Source organism: Allocatenococcus thiocycli (genome assembly GCF_921292965.1).
In the GTDB taxonomy this organism is placed as follows: Bacteria; Pseudomonadota; Gammaproteobacteria; order Enterobacterales; family Vibrionaceae; genus Vibrio; species Vibrio natriegens.
Genome location: NZ_CAKLCK010000041.1, coordinates 110,929 through 134,249, shown reverse-complemented (window position 1 = coordinate 134,249; position 23,321 = coordinate 110,929). Strand labels below are relative to the sequence as shown.

The window sequence follows — 23,321 nt, the reverse complement described above, 5'->3', positions numbered from 1 at the left end:
AAGAGGTTTGCCATGTCTACCGTCGAGCAGACACAACCTTTAATTAGTCACTTGTTGGAGCTTCGCAACCGACTACTGCGTTCAATATTGGCAGTGTTGGTGGTGTTTGTCGGGCTAGTTTATTTCTCTAACCATATTTACGAGTTTATCTCAGCACCTTTGGTAGAACGTCTGCCTGAAGGGGCGACGATGATTGCAACTGATGTTGCGTCACCATTTTTTACGCCACTTAAACTGACTCTGATTGCGTCGGTATTTGTTGCCGTGCCATTTATTTTGTATCAGGTGTGGGCATTTGTGGCACCGGGCTTATACAAGCACGAACGTCGTTTGATCATGCCGTTGCTGTTTTCCAGCTCTTTGCTGTTCTACTGCGGTGTGGCGTTTGCGTATTTTGTTGTATTTCCGCTCGTGTTTGGCTTCTTCACCGCGATTTCGCTTGGTGGTGTAGAGTTTGCCACTGACATTTCCAGCTATCTGGATTTTGTACTGGCGCTGTTTATGGCGTTTGGTATTGCTTTTGAAGTACCGGTCGCGATCATTCTACTGTGCTGGACGGGTGCAACGACACCACAAGATCTAAAGCAAAAACGCCCATACATCATCGTGGCAGCGTTTGTTGTTGGTATGGTGTTGACGCCACCTGACATGATTTCGCAGACTCTGCTGGCTATTCCCATGTGTTTGCTGTTTGAAGTCGGTTTGCTGTTTGCGCGTTTCTACACACGTAAAGATGAGGAAGACGAAGCAGAAGAGTAGTCTTTGGTTCGTAAAATTATCAGTAAAAAAGCGGCTCAATAGAGCCGCTTTTTCTTTTCTGTTAATGCTAATCGGCTCCAATACGCTCTGACAGTGCCCTTGCCGTGATGCCATGTAAAACAAGGCTTAGTATTACGGTGCAAGCTACGGTTAATGCAATAAAGCGTCCCCCTGGTAACTCCGCATCTAAGACGATGATGGTAAATACAATACTCGCTAAACCTCTCGGACCAAACCATCCCATGAACCAACGGTGACGGGCGGGTACGGAAGTGCCGATAAATGAGAGATAGATAGGGATCATTCGAATCAGCGTTAAACTGATGAGGGCGTATACCATCATGTTGATGGAGAAAAGCCCGAGAACTTGCCCCACAACAGCCGCGCCAAAAAGAATCCAAGTCAGCATGGCTAATAGCTCTGCGAGGCTCTCTGTGGTCAATACCAGTTTGTGAGTATGGCGAGAAGCAAGATGACCAAACAGAAGCCCACCTGTGAATGCCGCAATGTAGCCACTGCCGTGTAGAGTTTGCGCTAAACCGAAGCTGGTAAGGGCAATAGCGCCCACTGTCAGCTGAACCCAAATTTCACTGAGCCATTTTTTCTTCGCGCTCCAGTAGAGTAGCTTGGCGCCAATGTAGGCTAGCGACAATCCAACCAATGTGCCTATACCCAGCTCTTCAGCAAACACCATCAAAGCATGATGCGTACTGATGTCAGCATGTGTAGTACTGGTTTCTACGGCGATGAGAAGCAACAGGATTGGGACGCACAGACCATCATTAAGTCCGCTCTCTACATTGAGTCCTTCGCTTACGGGAGTCGGTACCTTCGGGTTTGATATGACGGCTTTGCCCAGTGCCGCGTCGGTTGCCGCGAGCATAGTAGCGAGGATGGCAGCTTCTATAACCGACAATACGTCAAACAGAATAACCGCGACGAATGTTCCCAAGATAATCGCGCCTGGCAGTCCAAACATGAGCATTCGGACTGGATAAACGGCTTTTTGTTTTAATACGGTGAGATTGGAGTGAGCGGCATCTGAGAAAAGAATTAAAGCCAGCGTCAGGTCGGCTAGCAGTCTTAAGTCATTGGCTTCTGCTGATAATCCGATTATCCCCAGACCATATTCACCTAGCAGCAATCCCAGAGCGACATAAACTATCGGTCCAGATATTGCGGAATTTTCGATGCGCTTTGCTATCAGGGTATATAAGAAAACAATCCCTGCGAGAATGCTGATAACAAAATAGATACGCTCCAAATCCATAAGTACTTCCTTGTACGTCATGCTGATTTTTGAACAACTTTGTATCAGTGTAGCAATAGCTATCGCAAAGTTTTTAGTTTGTTGCTGAGTAACTTATTGAGTTGAAGGTAAATTAAACAAAGATTCGGCATTCGCTGTCGTCACTGTGTCTACTTCTTCAATGGTTAAGTCTCTCAGTTCAGCAATACGCTGGGCAACGAGAGAAGTGTAGGCTGGCTCGTTGCGTTTCCCGCGATGTGGGACTGGCGCTAAGTAAGGGCAGTCAGTTTCCAGTATGACCCACTGCATATCGAGGTGAGGGATAACTTTGTCCATCCCACCATTTTTAAACGTTGATACGCCACCTAAGCCGAGGTGGAAGCCCAACTCGTTAATCGCTTTTGCTTCTTCTAAACTGCCACCAAAACAATGAAATACGCCACGCAAGCGGCCATCTTGCTCCTGGCGTAGCAGAGTTAATGTTTCTTCGATGGAATCACGAGTGTGGATCACAACAGGTAAGTCCATCTCTTTTGCCCAGTTAAGTTGGGTAATAAATGCCATTTCCTGCTCAGTTCGGTAGGTTTTATCCCAGTACAGATCGATACCAATTTCTCCCACAGCGATGAAATTATGCTTCTCAAACCAGCCGCGAATGATTTCCAGCGTTTGTTCAACATTATCATCCACATAGCATGGGTGAAGGCCCATCATCGAATGGCATACTTCAGGATAAGCCTGTTCGGTTTGCAGCATCGGCTCAATCGACTCCAGATCGATGTTTGGCAGCAGAATCTTATTAATGCCTTGTTCTAGCGCGCGTTTTACTACTTCATCGCGGTCATTATCAAATTCGCTGGCGTATATGTGCGCGTGGGTATCGATCATGGTTCGTCTCTGTGCTTCGTTTTTTAGGTCTTGTGAGAAGTATACTTGAGTGTGAGGGCGGGGTCATTTTCAGTTTTTTTCCGCGCCTTTTTCCAGATTGTCACCCGCAAGGTGCATCAAGAGTGATATGATTTTATCCACCAGATGATTTGATCATCATAACCGTCCAGACAAGGAGAAAATGGTGTCTGTATCAATTCAAGGTCCATTCCCTGCACGCCGTATGCGTCGCTTACGTAAGCATGACTTTAGCCGCCGTCTAGTGGCTGAGAACCAACTTTCTGTTAATGATTTGATTTACCCAATGTTCATTTTGATGGGCAAAGATCGTCGTGAAAGCGTAGAGTCCATGCCGGGTGTAGAGCGTTTGTCTATTGATTTAATGCTAGAAGAAGCGCAATACCTTGCAAATCTAGGTGTACCTGCAATCGCGCTTTTCCCTGTCGTAAACCAGGATGCGAAAAGCTTATGTGCGACCGAAGCCTATAACCCAGAAGGTTTAGTTCAGCGTGCAGTGCGTTCTCTTAAAGAGCATATCCCTCAAATCGGTGTTATTACCGACGTTGCGCTGGATCCATTTACCACGCATGGCCAAGACGGCATCATTGATGAAGACGGCTATGTAATGAATGATGAAACTACTGAAGTGTTGGTTAAACAGGCGTTGTCTCACGCAGAAGCGGGTGCTGATATTGTTGCGCCATCAGACATGATGGATGGACGTATTGGTAAAATCCGTGAAGCGCTAGAAGAAGCAGGCCATATTCATACTCAAATCATGGCTTACTCTGCGAAATACGCTTCGAACTACTACGGGCCATTCCGTGATGCGGTCGGTTCTTCGTCTAACCTTAAAGGTGGCAACAAGAAAAACTACCAAATGGATCCGGCGAATATTGATGAGGCGATTCACGAAGTCGCGCTGGATATCAATGAAGGTGCCGATTCTGTAATGGTTAAGCCGGGGATGCCTTATCTGGATGTGGTACGCCGTGTGAAGACTGAGTTGCAGGTGCCGACATTTGCTTACCAAGTGTCGGGTGAGTACTCGATGCATAAAGCAGCGATTCTAAATGGTTGGTTAAAAGAGCGTGAAACGGTGATGGAATCATTGCTATGTTTCAAACGTGCGGGCGCTGATGGCATCCTGACTTACTTTGCCAAAGATGTGGCGGAGTGGTTAGCGGAAGAAAACGCTCAAGCGGCTCAATATCTAAATATGTCTCAGGAAGCGACAGAAGAGTAATTATCGCTTAGTGAGAAAAACCAGACCGACAATAGTTGTTCGTCTGTATATACCCAAGTAACCTCTGGCGGATCAAATATGGCTTATTTACATAGCAGCAGTCCAAGGTGCTTGGGTATTAAATTTCTGGGGAGAGAACAATGACAATGCTGATTCGTGAAGGCACGTTGGAAGAGGCACTTCAGGTGGTAACTCACGTAAAAGAGTTTGCCAATGGAGAAACAATGGAGTCTATGGCACAGCGTCTCGGCGATAAAAACAGCTTAATTCTAGTGGCTGAGAAGAACGGTTCGATTTTAGGCTTCAAAATTGGTTATGAATTGGATGATGATACTTTTTACAGCTGGTTTGGTGGCGTAGCTCCTCAGGCTCGTAATGAAGGGGTTGCACAAATGCTGTTAGAGGCCCAAGAAGAGTGGGTGGCTGAGCAAGGTTATAAAACCCTTAAAGTGAAGTCTCGTAACCAATTCCCAGCTATGCTTAGATTGTTATTGCGAAATGGTTATCTCATTGAAAAATTTGATGAAAACGTTAATCTTCGCGAATCTAGAGTACACTTCATTAAAGCAATGTGAAATTAAATGAGATTTTTTCTCATTTAATTGTTGACAGTTAAATGAGAATCATTATTATTAATCCTGTCTTAGGGAATGAGGAATGGTTCACAAGGACGTTGATTTACTTATTAATAGTTGTTGATTAACAGAAGTTGATTAACTGGTGTTGAGAAGGTGATGAAACAGTTTCCAAGAACTTGCACGAACTCTTTTTGACACGACATTGCTCACATTGCTTCCAGTGTAATTTATAGCTTCTTGGTTAAGCAGCTTGATAAAAAATTGCTTTACCACTTCTGCTAGGCGACCCAATTGGGTCGCTTTTTTCTTTTCTACGATTTCATTTGACGCCACGATTCATAACTTTTCCACATTTGATGATCATTTTTGGATCGTTGATCTTTTCATCTTAAAATAAAATTATTTAATATTATTAGTAACTTAACTTGGTTATTTTCTTTGTTTTGTAATCTTGTATAACCAGTGGATAAATAATATAAACAGAGTTATCCACAGGAGGGGTTGAGTTTTAGTGTATCAGCTCGAAATATTTACGCGATCTGGATCGAGCGAACAAGATAGATTCGGATCAGTAGTCATGGCATCCTAAGCAGATCTATTAAGTACTGACTTGGATACAGACAATTATGGCAAGTATTCCTGAAAATCCGCTGATTCTTATCGACGGTTCTTCTTATCTATATCGCGCTTTTCACGCCTACCCAGGCACAATGAGTAATGGTGAAATACCAACTAATGCCGTCTACGGTGTAGTAAACATGCTACGCAGTATGATGCGTCAGTTTGCGTCTGATCGTATTGCAGTGGTTTTTGATGCGAAGGGTAAAACCTTCCGTGACGATATGTATCCAGAATACAAAGCGAATCGTCCGCCAATGCCGGATGATCTTCGTTGCCAAATCGAGCCGTTACATAATGTGATTCGCGCAATGGGCTTGCCTTTAATTTGTGTTCCTGGCGTAGAAGCGGATGACGTCATTGGTACTTTGGCTTATCAGGCATCACAAAAAGGCATGCCAGTATTGATCAGTACCGGTGATAAAGACATGGCGCAGTTGGTGGATGACAATATCACCCTGATCAACACCATGACCAATGTTGTGATGGATCGTGAAGGTGTGATTGAAAAGTTCGGTATTCCACCGGAGTTGATCATCGATTACCTGGCGTTAATGGGCGATAAAGTCGACAACATTCCGGGTGTACCGGGCGTGGGTGATAAAACTGCAACTGCGTTGTTGCAAGGTATCGGTGGCCTGACGAAGCTTTACGAAAACTTAGATGATATTGCTCCACTGGGTTTCCGTGGTTCAAAAACCATGGCGAAGAAGCTAGTCGACAACAAAGAAAATGCAATGCTGTCGTACGAACTTGCCACTATTAAGCTCGATGTTGAACTGGAAGAAACGCCGGAATCACTGCTCAAAGCAGAACCAAGCAAAGACGAGCTGATCAAGTTATATGGTCAACTGACGTTTAAGTCTTGGCTCAATGAGCTGTTAGAAGGCGGCTCAGGCGCTGTAGAAGCGGTCGAAATGGCTGGGTCTGCACGCGCATCATCAGCTTCTTCTCATGCTGAGATGGAAACGTCAGCAGTGACGATTGATCGCAGTCAGTACGAAACCATTTTAGACGAAGCGTCTTTTAATGCTTGGTTAGAAAAACTAAAAGCCTCTGAATTGTTTGCTTTCGATACGGAAACGGACAGCCTCGACTACATGGTAGCGAATCTGGTTGGTCTCTCGTTTGCGGTAGACGAAGGCATCGCAGCTTATGTCCCTGTTGCTCATGACTACCTTGATGCACCGCAGCAGCTAGACCGCGACTGGGTGTTAGAGCAGTTAAAACCTATCTTAGAAGATGAGTCGCAAGCGAAAGTCGGCCAGAACCTGAAATACGATGCATCTGTTTTAGCTCGCTACGGCATTGAGATGAAAGGTATTAAGCACGATACCATGCTGGCTTCTTACGTATACAACAGCGTAGGCGGCAAACATGATATGGACAGCTTAGCGCTACGTTTCCTTCAGCATAGCTGCATCTCCTTTGAGCAAGTTGCAGGTAAAGGTAAAAAGCAGCTTACTTTTAATCAAATTGAACTCGATCAAGCGTCCCCATACGCAGCAGAAGATGCAGATGTGACGCTTCGTCTGCACAACCGTCTGTTTGCCAATATTGAGCAAGACGAAAAGCTGAAATCGGTGTACGAAGATATCGAAATGCCGCTTGTTCCTGTGCTTTCTCGTATCGAGCGCACTGGGGTATTGATTGATGACATGAAGCTGGGCGCTCAGTCGGTAGAAATCGCCGCTCGCCTTGAAGAGCTTGAGAAAAAAGCTTACGAAATTGCAGAGCAAGAGTTCAACATGAACTCACCAAAGCAGTTACAAGCTATCCTGTTTGAGAAAATGGGTTTACCGGTAGTGAAAAAGACACCATCTGGCACGCCTTCGACCAACGAAGAAGTCCTGCAAGAATTGGCTCTAGACTACCCATTACCAAAACTGATTCTTGAATACCGTGGTCTGGCAAAGCTGAAATCGACTTACACCGATAAACTGCCGAAGATGATTAATCCAACCACAGGACGCGTACATACGTCTTACCATCAAGCGGTAACGGCGACTGGTCGTTTGTCATCAACCGATCCAAACCTGCAAAATATTCCAATTCGTAATGAAGAAGGACGCCGTATTCGCCAGGCATTTGTTGCACCGACGGGTTACAAAATTCTGGCGGTCGACTATTCACAAATCGAACTGCGCATTATGGCTCACCTTTCTGGCGACCAGGCTCTGCTTGATGCATTCCGCGATGGTAAAGACATTCACGCAGCCACTGCCGCTGAAATCATGGGCGTGGGTATTGATCAAGTCTCTAGTGAACAGCGTCGCCGAGCGAAAGCGGTTAACTTCGGTCTTATCTATGGTATGAGTGCGTTCGGCTTAGCGAAACAGTTAGGTATCCCACGTGGAGAAGCACAAACCTACATGGATAAGTACTTCGAGCGTTACCCAGGTGTGATGCAGTATATGGAAGACACGCGCAGTGCTGCAGCCGATCAAGGTTATGTTGAAACCATCTTTGGTCGTCGTTTGCACCTACCAGAGATTAAATCTCGTAACGGGATGCGTCGTAAAGCAGCAGAACGTGCGGCGATCAATGCGCCAATGCAAGGTACAGCGGCAGACATCATCAAGAAAGCGATGTTACTTGTTGACCAATGGATTCAGGCTGAAGGTGACGGTCGAGTGAAACTTTTGATGCAAGTACACGATGAACTGGTATTTGAGGTTGAAGAGTCATCATTGTCCGAAATTGAAAGTAAAGTACAGAAATTGATGGAATCTGCAGCAGAGCTGAAAGTGCCTCTTGTTGCAGAAGCTGGCCATGGTGACAACTGGGATCAGGCTCACTAGTCATTTTTAAATCGATTTGTCTAATTTATTATGAGCCAGCGCACAAACGCTGGCTTTTTTTTACGATTAAAAAAGACATAGCAGTCTTAGGTTTGCTGTCATTTAATAAAACTTTAATGAAAAAAAACTACAAAAATTCTTTGCAATTCTGACCAATTGTTGTACATTAATACTCGTAGGGTACAGAGGTAAGATGTTCTATCTTTCAGACCTTTTGTTTCACGTTATTGGATTAGGCTGATTCAGCCGCCCCAGTCAGTTTTTGACTGGGGCGTTTTTTATTGGGCCAAAGAAAAAATATGTTAAAGAACAATTACTTATTGTTTTTTTGGCTTTTCCATCAACCTCCCCCTTTCTTTAACTCCTTACAAAACCTGACTTTTTTCTGCATTTAGCCGTTCTCTACGTCCTGTAAATTTACGCCAGTCACATTCTGATTTTTTCTCCACAGAAACTAAGTCGGTAATAATCACAGTTGTATTTATTTTAAGTTTTTGAATTTTATCATTTTTATTGTAATTGAATATGGCAGGGAGACTATAGTGGGGAAATTTGAAGGCTTTTTATGCTATTGAAATCATTTGATAGTTCAGTAATGCTTTACAGCATAATAACAACTACCAAGTTTTCTCTCCCGTTATCCCTGCCAGGAAGGTGGGGATTTTTATTTCTGTCATTTCCTTTCTTATTCGTTAGATAAACAAAAGCCCCACCAACGGGTTGGCAGGGCTATCGCAAAAATTTAACAAGAATTGTTAATTATTCTTCATTGCTCTCTGGCGTTTCTAATTCGTCTTCTTCAATCAGATGTGCCAGTGCAGGCGCAAACCAGGTGTCCAGTTTGGTACGCAGCTGATCAACACCTAAACCTTTCAGAGACGAAAATACGTCCACGTCTACATCACCACCGAAAGTTTCAACTTGCTTACGAATTTTCAGTAGCGTCTGTTTACGGGCACCGCTTTTCAGTTTGTCTGCTTTGGTCAGCAGCACTTGCACTGGAATACGGCTGTCGATAGCCCAGAAAATCATTTGCTGGTCGAGATCTTTCATTGGGTGACGGATGTCCATCAGAACCACTAAGCCTTTTAGACACTCGCGTTTCTGAAGGTATTCGCCCAAAGATTTCTGCCATTTGTTCTTCATCTCAACTGGGACTTGAGCAAAGCCGTATCCCGGTAGATCGACGATATGACAACCTTCTTCTACCTTGAAAAGGTTGATCAACTGGGTACGACCCGGTGTCTTTGATGTCTTGGCTAAGCTTTTTTGGTTAGTCAGACGGTTAAGTGCACTCGATTTACCAGCGTTTGAGCGTCCTGCAAACGCAATCTCGACACCTTCGTCCTCCGGCAAGTGGCGAATATCGGGTGCGCTGGTGATGAAATGCGTATTTTGGTAATGAATTTTTACGCTCACTGTTAACTCCATCTCGACTTTGTGTAGTCGATTGATTACTTTTTTGTGAAATTGTGTAAAATAACCGTGCTCGGCATGAGGTCGCCTATTGTACCATGAGTGTACACGGTATGTTCACATTCCGTGGTACTGGAAGCTTGATAATTATAATGGAATGTCATGAAGAAATTAGCGCTAATTTTGAGTGTTTTAGCCAGCTGCTCAGTATGGGCCCAAGGTAGTATTGAGGCTGGTAAAGCAAAATCACAAACCTGTGTCGCCTGTCATGGTGCAGATGGCAACAGTGCAATCGCAATGTACCCTAAACTCGCTGGTCAACACGCTAAGTATCTTGAAAAACAGTTGCAAGATCTTAAGTTAGGTATGACAAGCGGTGGTAAGCAAGGTCGTTACGATCCCGTCATGAGTGGTATGGCAATGCCGCTAAGTGATGAAGACATCGCAGATCTATCCGCATACTTTGCGTCTCTGCCAACGTCAGAGAACTCAACACCTGAAAACGTTGTTGAGAAAGGCAAAGTGCTTTACACCGCTGGTGATGCTGAGCGTGGTCTAACTGCATGTATTGCATGTCACGGTGCTCGTGGTAACGGTACTGAGCTTTCAGGTTTCCCTAAAATTTCTGGTCAGCATGCTGACTACATCAAAGCTCAGCTTACTAAATTCCGTGATGGTAGCCGTGGTAACGATATGAATGCCATGATGCGTGATATCGCGAAGAAGATGACAGATGAAGATATTGAAGTTCTGTCGCAATATGTTGGCGGTCTGCACTGATAACTGATAACCCTACATAGTTCGAGCAATGTTATTCAAAAATGCCCCGGCGAATTCGTCGGGGCATTTTTGTTGGTGACTTAGCTCACACCAGAGGTAAGTGGCTAAATAGATATCTAGCTCGGTAGCTTGTAAGACATTTGCCATACTTGTTGTTTCCTTTTTCTCTTCGGTTAACCTTAAGATTATGATTAGTAATATCTTTTGTTGGTAACAGGAAAAATTCTGTAGTTTTTTTCTGTGCTCGGCTTGTCGCAAGGTTTGATCGGCGTAAAGTAGAAGCTGTTCACAGGGGGGTGAGCAAAGGGAAATTTAGACCAAGGTTTCGGTCTCAGGGATTCAAGCTAGGGATGCTTGGTTGTTGCAAAAGGACTTGGGTAGGCAGGGAGCCTGCCGGATAAGGATGGTCATCTCGTCTGACGGTTAAGACAGTGAAAAGGATCAGGCACAGGAAGTTGCCCAGAAGACAGGAAGTTAATGGATAGCCAAAATTCATCAGGAAGATGAAAAACAACACTTTTTGGCAAGGAAAGCTCGAAAAACAAAAGGATTATTGGTGCACTCAATGCGTGCAACACAGTTTCGCCACATAAGATGGCATTAGGAAGCGGCAGTTTAACTGTCGCTTTTTTTATTTCTTTCACAATAAATTCGACGTCGAAATTCTCTCAGGAGATGATGTCGCATCAGAATCAGAGTTTTTTAGTAAAAACTGCTGAAAAAATGTTCAGTAACACTCCAATCTGAGTTCAGTTTCTGGTATGTTTCGCATCCCTGTTTGAGGAAGTCAGCATGCATACCTGTCCTTTATGCCACAATCAGCACACTCACCATTATTTTGAAGATAAGCGTCGCGAGTATCTTCAATGTGAACAGTGCCGTTTGGTGTTTGTAAATCCAGACCAACGTTTGGATGCAGATACCGAAAAAGCTCACTATGATTTGCATGAGAACAATCCCGAAGATATGGGATACAGACGCTTTTTGTCGCGAATAACTGATCCAATGACAGAGCGAATTTCTCCACAATCGAACGGAATCGACTTTGGTTGTGGTCCGGGCCCGACACTTTCTCTGATGTTAGAAGAAACGGGCCACAGCATGGCGTTATATGATCTTTATTACCACCCTGATACATCGGTGCTAGAAAAGCAGTATGACTTCATGACAGCAACAGAGGTGATTGAACACCTCTACCACCCAGATATGGTGTGGAAGCAATGGTTGAATTTAGTTAAGCCAGGGGGCTGGATTGGCCTGATGACAAAAATGGTCATCGACGCAGAGGCTTTCAAATCGTGGCATTATAAGAACGACCCAACGCATGTGGTGTTTTTTAGCCGTGAGACGTTCCAGTTCCTAGCTGAGCGGGATAAGCTCGAACTTGAATTTATTGGTAATGATGTAATTTTACTGAGGAAGACCCAGTAATGAGCCGTAGTAAAAAATCTAGAAAGCCGGGTGCCGCAGGCGCACCTGATATTATTGTCACTCGTAACCGTACTGAATCAGACGTGGAAGGCCGTTTACGTAAGCGTGCGAAAAAGCGCAAAGGTTTGAAAACGGGTAACCGTAATTCAGACGCGAATGAGCAGAAGCAACGCGCCGCTGCACAAAATCGTGACCCACGTTTAGGCAGCAAGAAGAAGATCCCTCTGATTGTTGAGCCAGCGAAGAAGATGACCAAGCAAGAGCGTCGTCTGTCTGCAGAACAAGAGCTGGAGATGCTGGAAAACGATGCACAATTGAATGTGTTGTTGGATCGTATCGAAGCAGGTGAGAATCTGGGTACTGGTCTACAAAAATACGTAGACGAGAAGCTGGATCGCATCGAGAAGTTGATGGACCAACTTGGTCTGTTAGAACCTGAAGAAGAAGAGGACTTTACTGCTCCTGCTGCGAAAGGTTCTCGTAATGACGATGATCTTCTTGCGGATTTTGATGATATCAACTTTGACGACTACAAAGGATAATTAAGCGATGAACGTAACCTTATTAGCAATTGCAGGGGCGGTGATCATTATCGCTCTGGCTTCTTATGCAGGTTACCTTCTGCTTCAATTGAAAAAGCAAAAGGAATTGCAGCTGAAGCATCAAAAACTGGCGATTGATAAACGTAACGCCAACATTTTTGAGAACGTGCATACCTTGTGTCAGGCAGGCATTCAAGGCCAGTGCGATTTGTCGGAAATCAGTATTCGTGTCTACTGCATCATGGATTATGTTCAGGGTGAAGACCGCATTGATTTCGACAAAACGTATCCTGCAATTTCTGAGCTTTACCATATTGTGAAAGATATGGCGCGCGGTGAAGATCGCCAGCAACTAGCCAAAAAAGAGCGTATGCAGCAGAATCTGACTCGTCAGAAAGCGGAAAGTCGCTTAACCGAGTCGATCGTTAAAGAGCTCGAATTGTTGAAGAAAAACGTCCAGCCACTGAATAATCAAATTAATATTCAGATGATCTAGTCACCAGAACGTTACTTGATTGCTTGAGTCAGTAATTTCACCCCAGTTATGCTCTTGTGGCAGCTGGGGTTATCGTGATCACGCTAGCACTTCTTTGGTTTTATAATTAAAAAGCCAAAAGGTATTACCGCGGTTATCTTTGTCGTGTGGCAAAATAAGCAGCTCTGAATATTGGGTGACGGCTTTCGTTGCCCTAACATTTAACGGAAAGTACCACCATGTCGAATCAACACACTGAATCGAAACAACAAATCGTTTGGGATCAAGCAGTATTGGATAAGTACAACTATTCCGGTCCTCGCTATACGTCGTACCCGACAGCATTGGAGTTTCACGAAGCATTTACTATCTCTGATTATGATATGGCATGTGCTCAGTACCCTGATCGGCCGTTATCGTTATACATCCATATTCCGTTCTGTCACAAGCTTTGTTACTACTGTGGTTGTAATAAGGTGATTACTCGTCACTCGCATAAAGCCGATGAGTACCTCGATGTTCTAGAGCACGAAATTCGTCAACGTGCCTCTTTGCTGGTGGGCAGAACCGTAACGCAACTGCATTTTGGTGGTGGTACACCAACGTTCCTATCTGAAAAACAGATCACACGTGTGATGAACCTGCTTCGCCAGGAATTTTTCTTCAGTGATGATGCCGAAATCAGCATTGAAGTTGACCCGCGAGAAATTGAGCTCACTATGCTGGATCACCTGCGCAGCGAAGGTTTTAACCGCTTAAGTATCGGTGTTCAGGACTTTAACAAAGAAGTGCAGAAACTGGTTAACCGTGAGCAGGATGAAACGTTCATTTTTGATATGGTGGCACGTGCGAAAGACTTGGGCTTCCGCTCGACAAACCTGGATTTAATCTACGGCTTACCGAAGCAGACCAAAGAGTCTTTTGCTAAGACATTGGAACAAGTACTTGAAATGTCGCCGGGTCGTCTGTCGGTATTTAACTACGCCCACATGCCGCAACTGTTTGCCGCTCAGCGTAAGATTAAAGATGAAGACCTGCCTCAAGTCGAAGAAAAGATGGCGATTTTGCAAGATACCATCGCAACGTTAACCGATGCGGGTTACCAGTTTATCGGTATGGATCACTTTGCTAAACCTGATGATGAACTTGCGGTTGCCCAGCGAGAAGGTGTGTTGCATCGCAACTTCCAGGGTTATACCACACAGGGTGAGTGTGACTTAGTTGGCTTTGGCGTGTCGGCGATTTCGATGATTGGTGACGCCTACGCGCAAAACCAAAAAGAGTTGAAGAAATACTACGCTCAGGTGAATGACCTGCGTCATGCGCTTTGGAAAGGCGTCTCGCTGGATGCGGATGACTTACTACGCCGCGAAGTAATTAAGCAACTGATCTGTAACTTTAAACTGGATAAAAAAGCCATTGAGTCGGAGTTTAAGGTTAAGTTTAATCAGTACTTCAAAGAAGACTTGGAGCTGTTACAAACCTTCATTAATGATGAGCTGGTCGAAGTGGATGACAACGAAATTCGTGTCACTTTACGCGGTCGCCTGCTTATCCGTAACATCTGTATGAGTTTCGATAAGTACCTCCGTGCAAAGGCTCGTCAGCAGCAGTTCTCTCGAGTGATTTAGAATTCGAGAGATTCCGAATAAAAAAATGCCAGCAAATGCTGGCATTTTTTTATGATTTTTCGCGGAATTAAACGCGATGTTTAACTTTTTCTTTCAGCTCTGCTTTTTCAGAGTCTGACAAGAATGCCAACTCAAGGCCATTGATTTGCGCTTGGCGAATCTGTTCTTGGCTTAAACCTGCAGCTGGTGCTGCAACTTCGTATTCGTAAGGCAGTTCAATACCTTCAACCGCTGGGTCATCGGTGTTTAGACATGCAAGAACACCATGTTCAAGGAACTGTTTTAGCGGGTGATTCGCAAGAGAAGCAACGGTGCTGGTCTGAATGTTCGATGTCAGGCAAGATTCAATACCAATGCGGTTTTCTGCTAGGTAATCCATCAATTTTGGATCTTCAATCGCTTTCACACCGTGACCGATACGCGTTGCACCTAACGTGTTGATTGCTTGCCACATACTTTCTGCACCAGCAGCCTCGCCAGCGTGAACCGTCACGTGAAGACCCGCGTCTCGCACTTGTTTAAAGTGAGAAACAAAACGATCACCTGGTTGACCTAGCTCGTCACCTGCAAGGTCAACTGCCACAATGTGGTCTTTCTGACTAAGGATACCGTCTAATTCCTGCTGGCAAGCATCGATACCGAATGTACGGCTCATGATGCCAATCAGATTAGCTTTGACACCGAAATCACGCATACCAGCCTGAACACCATCGACGACCGCTTCAACGACACCGGCTACTGGCAGGTTGTGCTTCATTGCCATGTAGTAAGGCGAGAAACGCAATTCCGCGTAATCAATTTGAGCATTCAGCGCATCTTCCACGTTTTCATACGCAACACGACGACACGCGTCTAGATCACCCAGTACCGCTACGCCCCAATCAAGCTTTGAAAGGAAAGCAACGAGAGAAGGCTCTGCTTCGACAATCTGAACGTGTGGCGTAAGAGATTCAACGTCGTACGCAGGCAGAGTCATCCCAAATTTTTGGCCAAGATCTAGAATGGTCTGGGTACGGATGTTGCCGTCAAGGTGGCGATGCAAATCGGTAAGAGGAAGGTTCTTAGTTATCATTGTGTTGATCCGGATAGTTATGAACTGGAACAAGGCCCAAACATCATCTGTGACAATACATTGGGAAGATTTGCAATTAAGTATAATTAACAGTTTGGTTGATTGTCAGTAGAGCGTGACCAGGAATTCAACGATTCTCGCTCTTTTCTACTCCATGTTAACTAAATGTGTTGGCCATTCTTCCAGTGGCATAGGTCGGCTGTAATAAAATCCCTGCACCTGATGGCAGCCTATTGAACGAAGCAGTTGGGCTTGAGAGGCGTTTTCTACCCCTTCAGCTACAACGCTGGTTTTAAGCCCTGCCGTTATATTAAGCACGGCTGCAACTACAGAACGCTCTAGATTCTCTTGGTTTAATTGGTTTACGAACGTGCGATCGATTTTCAGACATGTAAAGGGCAGGGTATGCAGATAGCCCAGAGACGAGTAGCCTGTACCGAAATCATCTATCGCGATGCCTATACCCATATCGCGTAGTTTTGTCATGTTATCTAGCGTTGTCGGGCCGCTATCGATGATGCGTGATTCAGTGATCTCCAGAGTCAGGTTACTGGCTGGGAGTTTAGTTATTGTCAGCACACGCGTGACGCTATCGACAAAGTCCGGACAGGAAATTTGGTTAACCGAGATATTTACATGCAGTTGGAAGTCTGATGGCCACTGCTTATTTTCTATGGCGTTGTAGGTATCGCGACAGGCTTGTAACAGAATCTGTTGACCAATCGCTTTGATCATCCCGCTCTCTTCTGCGATGGGAATAAAATCCAACGGTGAAACCATGTCTGACTCACTCTGCCAGCGCGCCAGAGCTTCGGCACCACAGGTATTGCCAGTTGCCAAGTCGATAATCGGCTGATAATGCGGAATGAACTCTCGGTTTTCCACTCCGGTTTGAATCTTAGTCAGCATCTGAGTGCGGAATTTAGAGGCACTGGCGAGTTCAGGGCTGTAATGGCAAACATTTGTGAGAGAATCTTGTTTGGCGTAACTCAGTGCAATGCTCGCATTACGTAACCATAAAGACATATCTTCGCCTTGCTTGCTTTGCACAATACCAAGCGAGATTTTCATGATGACGGCTTCTTCTTGCGTGATGAACGGAGTCGCAAAGAGTTGCTGTAAACGACGCTCTATGAGCCGAACGTCATTGCTGTTGTGTACATTGGATACAAAAATGGCGAACTCGTCTCCACCGATCCTGGCCAGCAAAGTATCATCTTGAAATTGTTGTTTCAGCCTTTCCGCTATGTCTATCAGTAGTTGATCGCCATTGTGGTGGCCGACACTGTCATTTATGTCCCTAAATCGGTTGATGCCGAGCAAAAATAGCGTTCCGTTGCAGAGGCAGCGTTGCTGAGTACACATTTCTACTAACCCTTGGCGGCTGTATAAACGTGTAAGTGAGTCATAAACCAACTGCTCTCGTAATGCGGTAAATGATGCTTTTAAATTTGCGGTCATTTCATTAAATGCCTGAACAAGCACCGTGGTCTCATACACATAGTCCGGCTTGGGCAAGCTGCTGTTCCAATCGCCCTTAGCCAACTGGAGTGCAGCAGCAGCAGTGGTATTAATTGGCTTTGTGATGCGATTGAAAATGACCCAGCAGATCGCAATGCCGATTAAGCTGACAATGATGCCCACAAGCCAGCTTTTTTCCTGACTGTCTGGCAGCACACCGAGCAATTCTGCCTCAGAGATAGAGGTACCGATAAACCATTTAATCCCGTTGGGGTCTTCATAGGGTGTGAGTCGGCTGAAGATACGTTGTCCGTTGTGGTCAAAGACAAAGGTAAAAGTTTGCGTGGTGTGGGAAAGATCGAATGAGCGGACCCGAGTGGCGCTGGATTGAATGATTGGATTGGTGCTCTCAGAGGCCAATAAACGCTGTCCTTTATCGGAGAAGCGTGTGCCCCACGATATGACACTGCCGGATTCGGAGTGTGCGACCAAGCGATGCTCCTGATCCATGATAAAGACAGAGGCTTTTGTCTTTTGTGCTACTTCGCGTAGAAACTTGTTAAAGGTATTCAGCCGGACATCGGCGACCAATACTCCCGCCAACTCTTGTTTAAGATACACTGGTGCCATCGCTGACAAAGTAATCTCTTGGCGTTCATCAGAGTTACTATAAATTTCTGACCACATTGGTCTTTGGTTTGTGGCTACCGGTTGGTACCAAGGGCGGTTGCGCGGGTCATAAGAAGTAATGACTGAACGAATATCGTCACTGATCAGACTGGTTTCGTAGATTACCAGATCACCACCGGTTTGTTGGCTTTGAAGCATTAAAGTGTAGTTGCCAGAAGGCTCCAGACGAAAACCGGTAAAGTCGCCACTTTCAGAGCCAAAGGCTATCACATCCAGCTGTGGGATAGACTCTGAAAGGGTCTCAAACGTGCTCAGTAAGTAGGTTTGGATCTCATGGGAATCGATAGGGTGGAAGAGGTTGTGATGATTCACACTATGGGCGAGTGTTGTCACGGCAGCCAGAGGCTCATTTAGAAAACAGTTAAGATGCTCGTGGACACTCTCGGTCAAAACCGACAGTTGTTTATCACTGATATCGGTCACCACCGTTTCGTAGTTCTGCTTTTGGACATAGACCATTACACTGATAGCCAATAAGAAAATCATCACAAATGGGATGAGTACAGCGGTACGTAGTGTAATTTGAGTCGTAGCAGTAGACATTGTCTAATCACAAAAGGGTGGTGCGCCATATTGTACTGATACGTTTATTAATACTAGATGACAGCTATGCTGTATTATTAATCAAAGTGTCAGTACAACTCCTTTAATTTTCTGGTGAGCGTATTACGTCCCCAGCCTAATACTTTAGCGGCATCTTGCTTGTGACCTTTAGTGTGTTCTAACGCAGCTTCCAATAAAATGCGTTCAAATTCTGGTAATGCGTAAGAAAGCAGTTCTTTATCGCCTGCTGCTAATGATTGACGTGCCCAGTCCGCCAATTGTTCTTGCCAGCTGCCTTGCGTAGAGTCTGAGATAGTTTTCTTTTCTTGCAGCAGTTCTGAAGGCAGGTCGTTGGGTAATACTTCACTACCGCTAGCCATAACGGTCAACCAACGACAAATGTTCTCCAACTGACGCACGTTGCCCGGCCAGTCCAATCGGTTGAGAATTTCTACGGTAGAAGGATGCAGTGTTTTGGTTTCAACGCCAAGCTCGTCTGCGGCACGCAGCAGGAAGTGCTGAGTCAGTTTCTCTATGTCTTGCTTACGTTCACGAAGTGCTGGAATTTGTACCCGAATAACGTTCAAGCGGTGGAACAAGTCCTCACGGAAATCACCCTCATGTACCAGTCTTTCCAGGTTTTGGTGAGTTGCGGCAACGATACGGACATCGACACTGATTGGCGAGTGACCACCGACACGATAGAACTGACCATCAGCGAGAACGCGTAGTAAACGAGTCTGGATATCCAATGGCATATCACCGATTTCATCCAAAAATAACGTACCGCCATTCGCTTGTTCGAATCGGCCTTGGCGAACATTGTTCGCGCCGGTAAACGCTCCCTTTTCATGGCCAAACAGTTCGGATTCGATCAGGTCTTTCGGGATTGCTGCCATGTTAAGTGCAATGAAAGGTTTGCTGGCTCGAGGGCTATGTCGATGCAGCGCGTGAGCCACAAGCTCCTTACCGGTACCAGACTCACCATTGATCAATACTGAAATTGAAGAGCGGGAAAGGCGGCCAATCGCGCGAAACACTTCCTGCATCGCTGGTGCTTCACCGATGATTTCTGGTGTTTCGGCAGGGATATCTTCTGGTGATATCTGCACTCGTTTATTTTCATGACTGTGAGCGATAGCGCGCTCGACTAAAGTCAGGGTTTCATCGATATCAAACGGTTTTGGCAGGTATTCAAATGCGCCTTTTTGATACGCATTAACTGCCGCGTCCAGATCGGAGTGAGCGGTCATAATGATGACTGGCAAGTCCGGGTAGTCGCGCTGAACTTGTTTGAGAAGCTCAAGGCCATCAATGCCCGGCATACGTATATCTGAAACCAGAACGTCAGGAACTTCGCGTTCTAGTGCCATTAATACGCTTTCCCCATCAGCGTAGGTTTCGCACTTAATATTGGCTGAAGAAAGGGTTTTTTCCATCACCCAGCGAATTGAACTGTCGTCATCAACGACCCAAACATATCCTTTACTCATCTACTAGTCCTTGCAGCAAAACCGTAAAACTGACCCAAAGCTAAACTTGGTCAGATCGGCAAATAAATTGTGAAATTGGTGTGGCCAGGCCAGCTCTCAACATCGATTTTTCCGTTGTGCTGGTCGATCAAATTCTGTGAAATAGACAGTCCGAGTCCGGTACCGCCTTCTCGGCCACTGACCATTGGGTAAAACAGCGTATCTTGTAATTCAGGTTGAATGCCCGGTCCGTTATCGGTGATCTCAATACGCGCGGCTAATTTACAGCGCTTACCATGAATATTTGCTTGGTGCACTGTTCTGGTGCGAATGGTGATCTTGCCGTGCTCTTGAGACGCCAGAATTTGTGCTGCGTTGCTGACGATGTTCAGCATTGCTTGCTCTATTTGGTCTGCATCCATCAAAATCTCAGGCAGGCTTGGGTCATAATCTCGCTCGATAGTGATAGAGTTTTGCGACTCCAGTTCGACCAATTGGCGGACTTTTTCCAGAACCTGATGGAGATTTTCTTGTGTCTTTTTACCTGGCTTTTGAGGGCCAAGCAGGCGATCGACTAAGGCCCTCAATCGATCGGCTTGTTCGATAATAATATGGGTGTATTCCGTTAAGGATGGATCTGGCAACATCTTTTCCAGTAGCTGTGCTGCCCCCCGCAACCCACCTAATGGATTTTTAATTTCATGCGCCAGACCACGCACAAGAAGCTTGGCTGCTTGTTGTTGTGCGTGTTGGTTGAGCTCCTGCGTGAGGCGGCGTTGCTGGTCGATCTTTCGCATTTCGACCAAAAGCATAAGCTGCTTTTCCCAGGTTATCGGGCTCACCGTCACTTCCAGCATCAAAGGCTTTCCGTCGACAATGAAAGTGACATCGCTGTCGGTGATACTTTGGCCACTTTGCAGAGGCTGAGTGAGCAGCGCCAAATCCATCGAGGCATGTTGGATAAGCTGAGACAACGACTGCTCGATGATGCGTTTAGCACTTTGTGAAAACAACAGCTCCGCTGCTGGGTTGGCATAACGGATCGCCAACCCATCATCGAGAATCAGCGTTGCTGTAACCATATTGTTGAGAATGGCACTTGGAAGATTGGTATCCACATTATGTCCTTGTTTGCGTTAAGATCGTGCGACGCACAATAATGGTGCAATAGAACATTGAGTATGGCCAATAAAACTAAGAAGAAAAAGTGAAAAGCTTCATTGTGATGCTAAATTTTCACCAAAAATTCTACTTTGCCCCGTTTACGGTCGGCTTGATACTTGCTCTGTGTAAATGCACCGTTATAGGGCTAGATGATGCAATAAGCTTGCCGCTTCGTTTAGCATGAACTGAAAGAGTGTGAGTCCCTCGGTCAATATCACTTAACTGCCAATTTAGGTGCGTTTGGGGTGCCCCATAAGGGTTACCGTCGAGCAGAAGTTGTAGCTGTTCACCAATACCGAGCTTACGGTTTGCTTCAAGCTGAATATCAATTAGCCCACGATTGCTGCGTAATGTTGCATCATGTGTCGGGCTGAGCATGGTGAGCTGTAAAGGTTGGGGTTTTTCAGGTTGAGTCTGAGGCGCGTCCTGTGATTCGTCTGGCGTTTTATTCACTTGTGGTGCAAGCGATTCGGTACTTTCGACTTCAGGCGCTGGAGGTGAGGCTTCCAAGTTAGGTAGAGCGATGGCCTTTGCACCCTGACGAGGCGTGTCACTGAAGTGAATCACGCCATCTTTATCAACCCAGGTATAGGCAACTTGTGCAATTACGGGGGTATTCCATGCACTGCTGAGAGCGCACAGGAGTGTAATAAGCTGAACTTTCATGGCTCACCTTCTTTTGACTGATATTTTCACGTTTAGGTTACGGAGTCCCTTGTTTCACATAATAAGAGTCTCTGCGTATTGTAATTATTTCCTCATGTTAAACGGCGATTCTTGACTGACGAATACAAAAAAGGCCCACCTGCGAGGCGAGCCTAATATTTTGCTACTGTGTTTACATGTTACACAGTCTGAACCTTATACAGAGTAGTAAAGTTCGAATTCAAGTGGGTGAGTCGCCATGTTGATGCGCTCAACGTCTTTTGACTTAAGTGCGATGTAAGAATCGATAAAGTCATCAGAGAATACGCCGCCAGCTGTTAGGAACTCACGATCTTCGTTTAGTGCATTAAGCGCTACTTCTAGAGACTCAGCAACTTTTGGAATCTCAGCCGCTTCTTCTGCTGGAAGATCGTAAAGGTCTTTATCCATCGCTTCGCCTGGGTGGATCTTGTTCTTGATACCGTCAAGACCAGCCATTAGTAGAGAAGCAAACGCTAGGTATGGGTTCGCTGCTGGATCTGGGAAGCGAGCTTCGATACGACGCGCTTTCGGGCTTGGTACCACTGGGATACGGATAGAAGCAGAACGGTTACGTGCAGAGTAAGCAAGCATAACTGGTGCTTCGAAGCCTGGTACAAGACGCTTGTACGAGTTAGTTGATGGGTTAGCAAATGCGTTGATTGCGCGAGCGTGCTTGATGATACCGCCGATGTAGTAAAGTGCAGTTTCAGATAGGCCGCCGTACTTGTCACCAGCGAATAGGTTTACACCGTCTTTCGCTAGAGATTGGTGAACGTGCATACCAGAACCGTTGTCGCCAACTAGTGGTTTAGGCATGAATGTCGCTGTTTTGCCAAATGCGTGAGCAACGTTGTGAACAACGTACTTGTAGATTTGGATCTCGTCAGCTTTAGTTGTTAGCGTGTTGAAACGAGTCGCGATTTCGTTCTGACCAGCAGTTGCAACTTCGTGGTGGTGCGCTTCAACAACTAGACCCATTTCTTCCATGATTAGACACATTGCAGAACGGATGTCTTGAGATGAGTCAACTGGAGCTACTGGGAAGTAACCGCCTTTAACGCCAGGACGGTGACCTTTGTTACCGCCTTCGATTTCAGAACCTGTGTTCCACGCTGCTTCTACGTCGTCAATCTTGAAGAAAGAACCTGACATGTCGTTCGAGTATTTAACGTCGTCAAATAGGAAGAACTCTGGCTCTGGACCAACAAGAACTGTGTCTGCGATACCAGTTGCACGCATGTAATCTTCAGCGCGTTTTGCGATAGAGCGTGGGTCACGGTCGTAACCTTGCATAGTTGCAGGCTCAAGGATGTCACAACGAATGTTTAGCGTTGCATCTTCAGTAAATGGGTCAAGAACTGCAGAGGCAGCGTCTGGCATCATTACCATGTCTGACTCGTTGATACCTTTCCAGCCAGCAACTGATGAACCATCGAACATTTTACCTTCTTCGAAGAAGTCTGCGTCGATTTGGTGAGCAGGAATCGAAATGTGCTGCTCTTTACCTTTTGTATCTGTGAAGCGTAGGTCAACAAACTTAACTTCGTTTTCTTGGATCAGCGATAGAACGTTTTCTACTGACATCTTGGATAACCTCCAGTGTTAAATAAGCGGTAAAAGCTCGATTTAGGAACTATTCTTTAAATGTGAAATTCGGCATTGATTAATCAAACTAAACTTTCATTAACCGATGCTGTTTTTTCTAAAGCTAGAACCGTGCCAAAAAAAATATTCCATTAATTTCAATGGATTGTGTTTTCGGATACTAGTTTGGTGCAAATCATTGCACCATAATGATCCTTATCTGCACCTTGGTGG

The 23,321-nt window shown here is 45.4% G+C and carries 19 protein-coding genes; 10 read left to right on the top strand and 9 right to left on the bottom strand.

Annotation, left to right across the window (positions count from 1 at the left end; translation table 11 throughout):
• Positions 1–12 precede the first annotated feature (12 nt).
• Positions 13–759 (top strand): twin-arginine translocase subunit TatC, encoded by a 747-nt coding sequence (gene tatC, locus L9Q40_RS16955; RefSeq protein WP_498794027.1) that lies wholly within the window; start codon positions 13–15, stop codon positions 757–759.
• A gap of 67 nt (positions 760–826) precedes the next feature.
• Here tatC and L9Q40_RS16950 read toward each other — a convergent pair whose 3' ends face one another.
• Both L9Q40_RS16950 and L9Q40_RS16945 read right to left on the bottom strand, forming a co-directional pair.
• The gene (locus tag L9Q40_RS16950; protein WP_498794026.1) at positions 827–2,029 is read right to left on the bottom strand and encodes a cation:proton antiporter; all 1,203 of its coding nucleotides are present in this window, start codon (positions 2,027–2,029) and stop codon (positions 827–829) included.
• Positions 2,030–2,122: 93 nt separating this feature from the next.
• Positions 2,123–2,896, bottom strand: coding sequence for a TatD family hydrolase (locus tag L9Q40_RS16945; protein ID WP_329347423.1), 774 nt, complete (start codon positions 2,894–2,896; stop codon positions 2,123–2,125).
• Positions 2,897–3,080: 184 nt separating this feature from the next.
• Between L9Q40_RS16945 and hemB the strand changes: the two genes are divergently transcribed.
• The 4 genes from hemB to spfP all read left to right on the top strand — a co-directional run bounded on the left by hemB (position 3,081) and on the right by spfP (position 8,380).
• Positions 3,081–4,142 carry a porphobilinogen synthase gene (hemB, locus tag L9Q40_RS16940; RefSeq protein ID WP_031779279.1) on the top strand — a complete coding sequence of 354 codons (1,062 nt, stop codon included), beginning with the start codon at positions 3,081–3,083 and terminating at the stop codon, positions 4,140–4,142.
• Between the two features lie 140 nt (positions 4,143–4,282).
• Positions 4,283–4,717: a GNAT family N-acetyltransferase gene (locus L9Q40_RS16935; RefSeq protein ID WP_065296111.1), complete on the top strand. Its 435-nt coding sequence runs from the start codon at positions 4,283–4,285 to the stop codon at positions 4,715–4,717.
• Positions 4,718–5,346: 629 nt separating this feature from the next.
• Complete coding sequence (gene polA / locus L9Q40_RS16930) at positions 5,347–8,139, top strand: DNA polymerase I (protein WP_065299003.1); 2,793 nt, start codon at positions 5,347–5,349, stop codon at positions 8,137–8,139.
• A 193-nt stretch (positions 8,140–8,332) separates the two neighbouring features.
• A complete protein-coding gene (gene spfP / locus L9Q40_RS16925) occupies positions 8,333–8,380 on the top strand; it encodes a small protein SpfP (RefSeq protein WP_438356636.1) in 48 nt (15 codons plus the stop codon).
• A 518-nt stretch (positions 8,381–8,898) separates the two neighbouring features.
• Here spfP and yihA read toward each other — a convergent pair.
• Positions 8,899–9,558 (bottom strand): ribosome biogenesis GTP-binding protein YihA/YsxC, encoded by a 660-nt coding sequence (gene yihA, locus L9Q40_RS16920; RefSeq protein ID WP_498794025.1) that lies wholly within the window; start codon positions 9,556–9,558, stop codon positions 8,899–8,901.
• A gap of 159 nt (positions 9,559–9,717) precedes the next feature.
• On the opposite strand from yihA, the gene L9Q40_RS16915 reads away from it, so the two are divergent.
• From L9Q40_RS16915 to hemN, 5 genes are all read left to right on the top strand, one after another.
• Positions 9,718–10,335, top strand: a complete 618-nt coding sequence (locus L9Q40_RS16915; RefSeq protein WP_014230511.1) for a c-type cytochrome — start codon at positions 9,718–9,720, stop codon at positions 10,333–10,335.
• A 792-nt stretch (positions 10,336–11,127) separates the two neighbouring features.
• Positions 11,128–11,766 (top strand): class I SAM-dependent methyltransferase, encoded by a 639-nt coding sequence (locus L9Q40_RS16910; RefSeq protein WP_498794023.1) that lies wholly within the window; start codon positions 11,128–11,130, stop codon positions 11,764–11,766.
• Positions 11,766–12,308, top strand: a complete 543-nt coding sequence (gene yihI / locus L9Q40_RS16905; protein ID WP_014230513.1) for a Der GTPase-activating protein YihI — start codon at positions 11,766–11,768, stop codon at positions 12,306–12,308. The genes L9Q40_RS16910 and yihI overlap by 1 nt, the downstream gene beginning before the upstream one ends.
• 7 nt (positions 12,309–12,315) lie before the next feature.
• Complete coding sequence (locus L9Q40_RS16900; protein WP_014230514.1) at positions 12,316–12,804, top strand: DUF2489 domain-containing protein; 489 nt, start codon at positions 12,316–12,318, stop codon at positions 12,802–12,804.
• Between the two features lie 218 nt (positions 12,805–13,022).
• Complete coding sequence (gene hemN, locus L9Q40_RS16895) at positions 13,023–14,414, top strand: oxygen-independent coproporphyrinogen III oxidase (protein ID WP_498794022.1); 1,392 nt, start codon at positions 13,023–13,025, stop codon at positions 14,412–14,414.
• Positions 14,415–14,481: 67 nt separating this feature from the next.
• On the opposite strand, the gene add is transcribed toward hemN, so the two are convergent.
• The 6 genes from add to glnA form a co-directional block, all read right to left on the bottom strand.
• A complete protein-coding gene (gene add, locus L9Q40_RS16890; protein ID WP_065296114.1) occupies positions 14,482–15,486 on the bottom strand; it encodes an adenosine deaminase in 1,005 nt (334 codons plus the stop codon).
• A gap of 147 nt (positions 15,487–15,633) precedes the next feature.
• Positions 15,634–18,180 (bottom strand): phosphodiesterase GepA, encoded by a 2,547-nt coding sequence (gene gepA, locus L9Q40_RS16885; RefSeq protein ID WP_498794021.1) that lies wholly within the window; start codon positions 18,178–18,180, stop codon positions 15,634–15,636.
• Positions 18,181–18,269: 89 nt separating this feature from the next.
• Positions 18,270–19,673 carry a nitrogen regulation protein NR(I) gene (gene glnG, locus L9Q40_RS16880; protein ID WP_014230518.1) on the bottom strand — a complete coding sequence of 468 codons (1,404 nt, stop codon included), beginning with the start codon at positions 19,671–19,673 and terminating at the stop codon, positions 18,270–18,272.
• A gap of 50 nt (positions 19,674–19,723) precedes the next feature.
• A complete protein-coding gene (gene glnL, locus L9Q40_RS16875; RefSeq protein ID WP_014230519.1) occupies positions 19,724–20,770 on the bottom strand; it encodes a nitrogen regulation protein NR(II) in 1,047 nt (348 codons plus the stop codon).
• A gap of 130 nt (positions 20,771–20,900) precedes the next feature.
• Complete coding sequence (locus L9Q40_RS16870; RefSeq protein WP_498794020.1) at positions 20,901–21,482, bottom strand: DUF4124 domain-containing protein; 582 nt, start codon at positions 21,480–21,482, stop codon at positions 20,901–20,903.
• 195 nt (positions 21,483–21,677) lie between these two features.
• Complete coding sequence (glnA, locus tag L9Q40_RS16865; protein WP_014230521.1) at positions 21,678–23,087, bottom strand: glutamate--ammonia ligase; 1,410 nt, start codon at positions 23,085–23,087, stop codon at positions 21,678–21,680.
• Positions 23,088–23,321 lie beyond the last annotated feature (234 nt).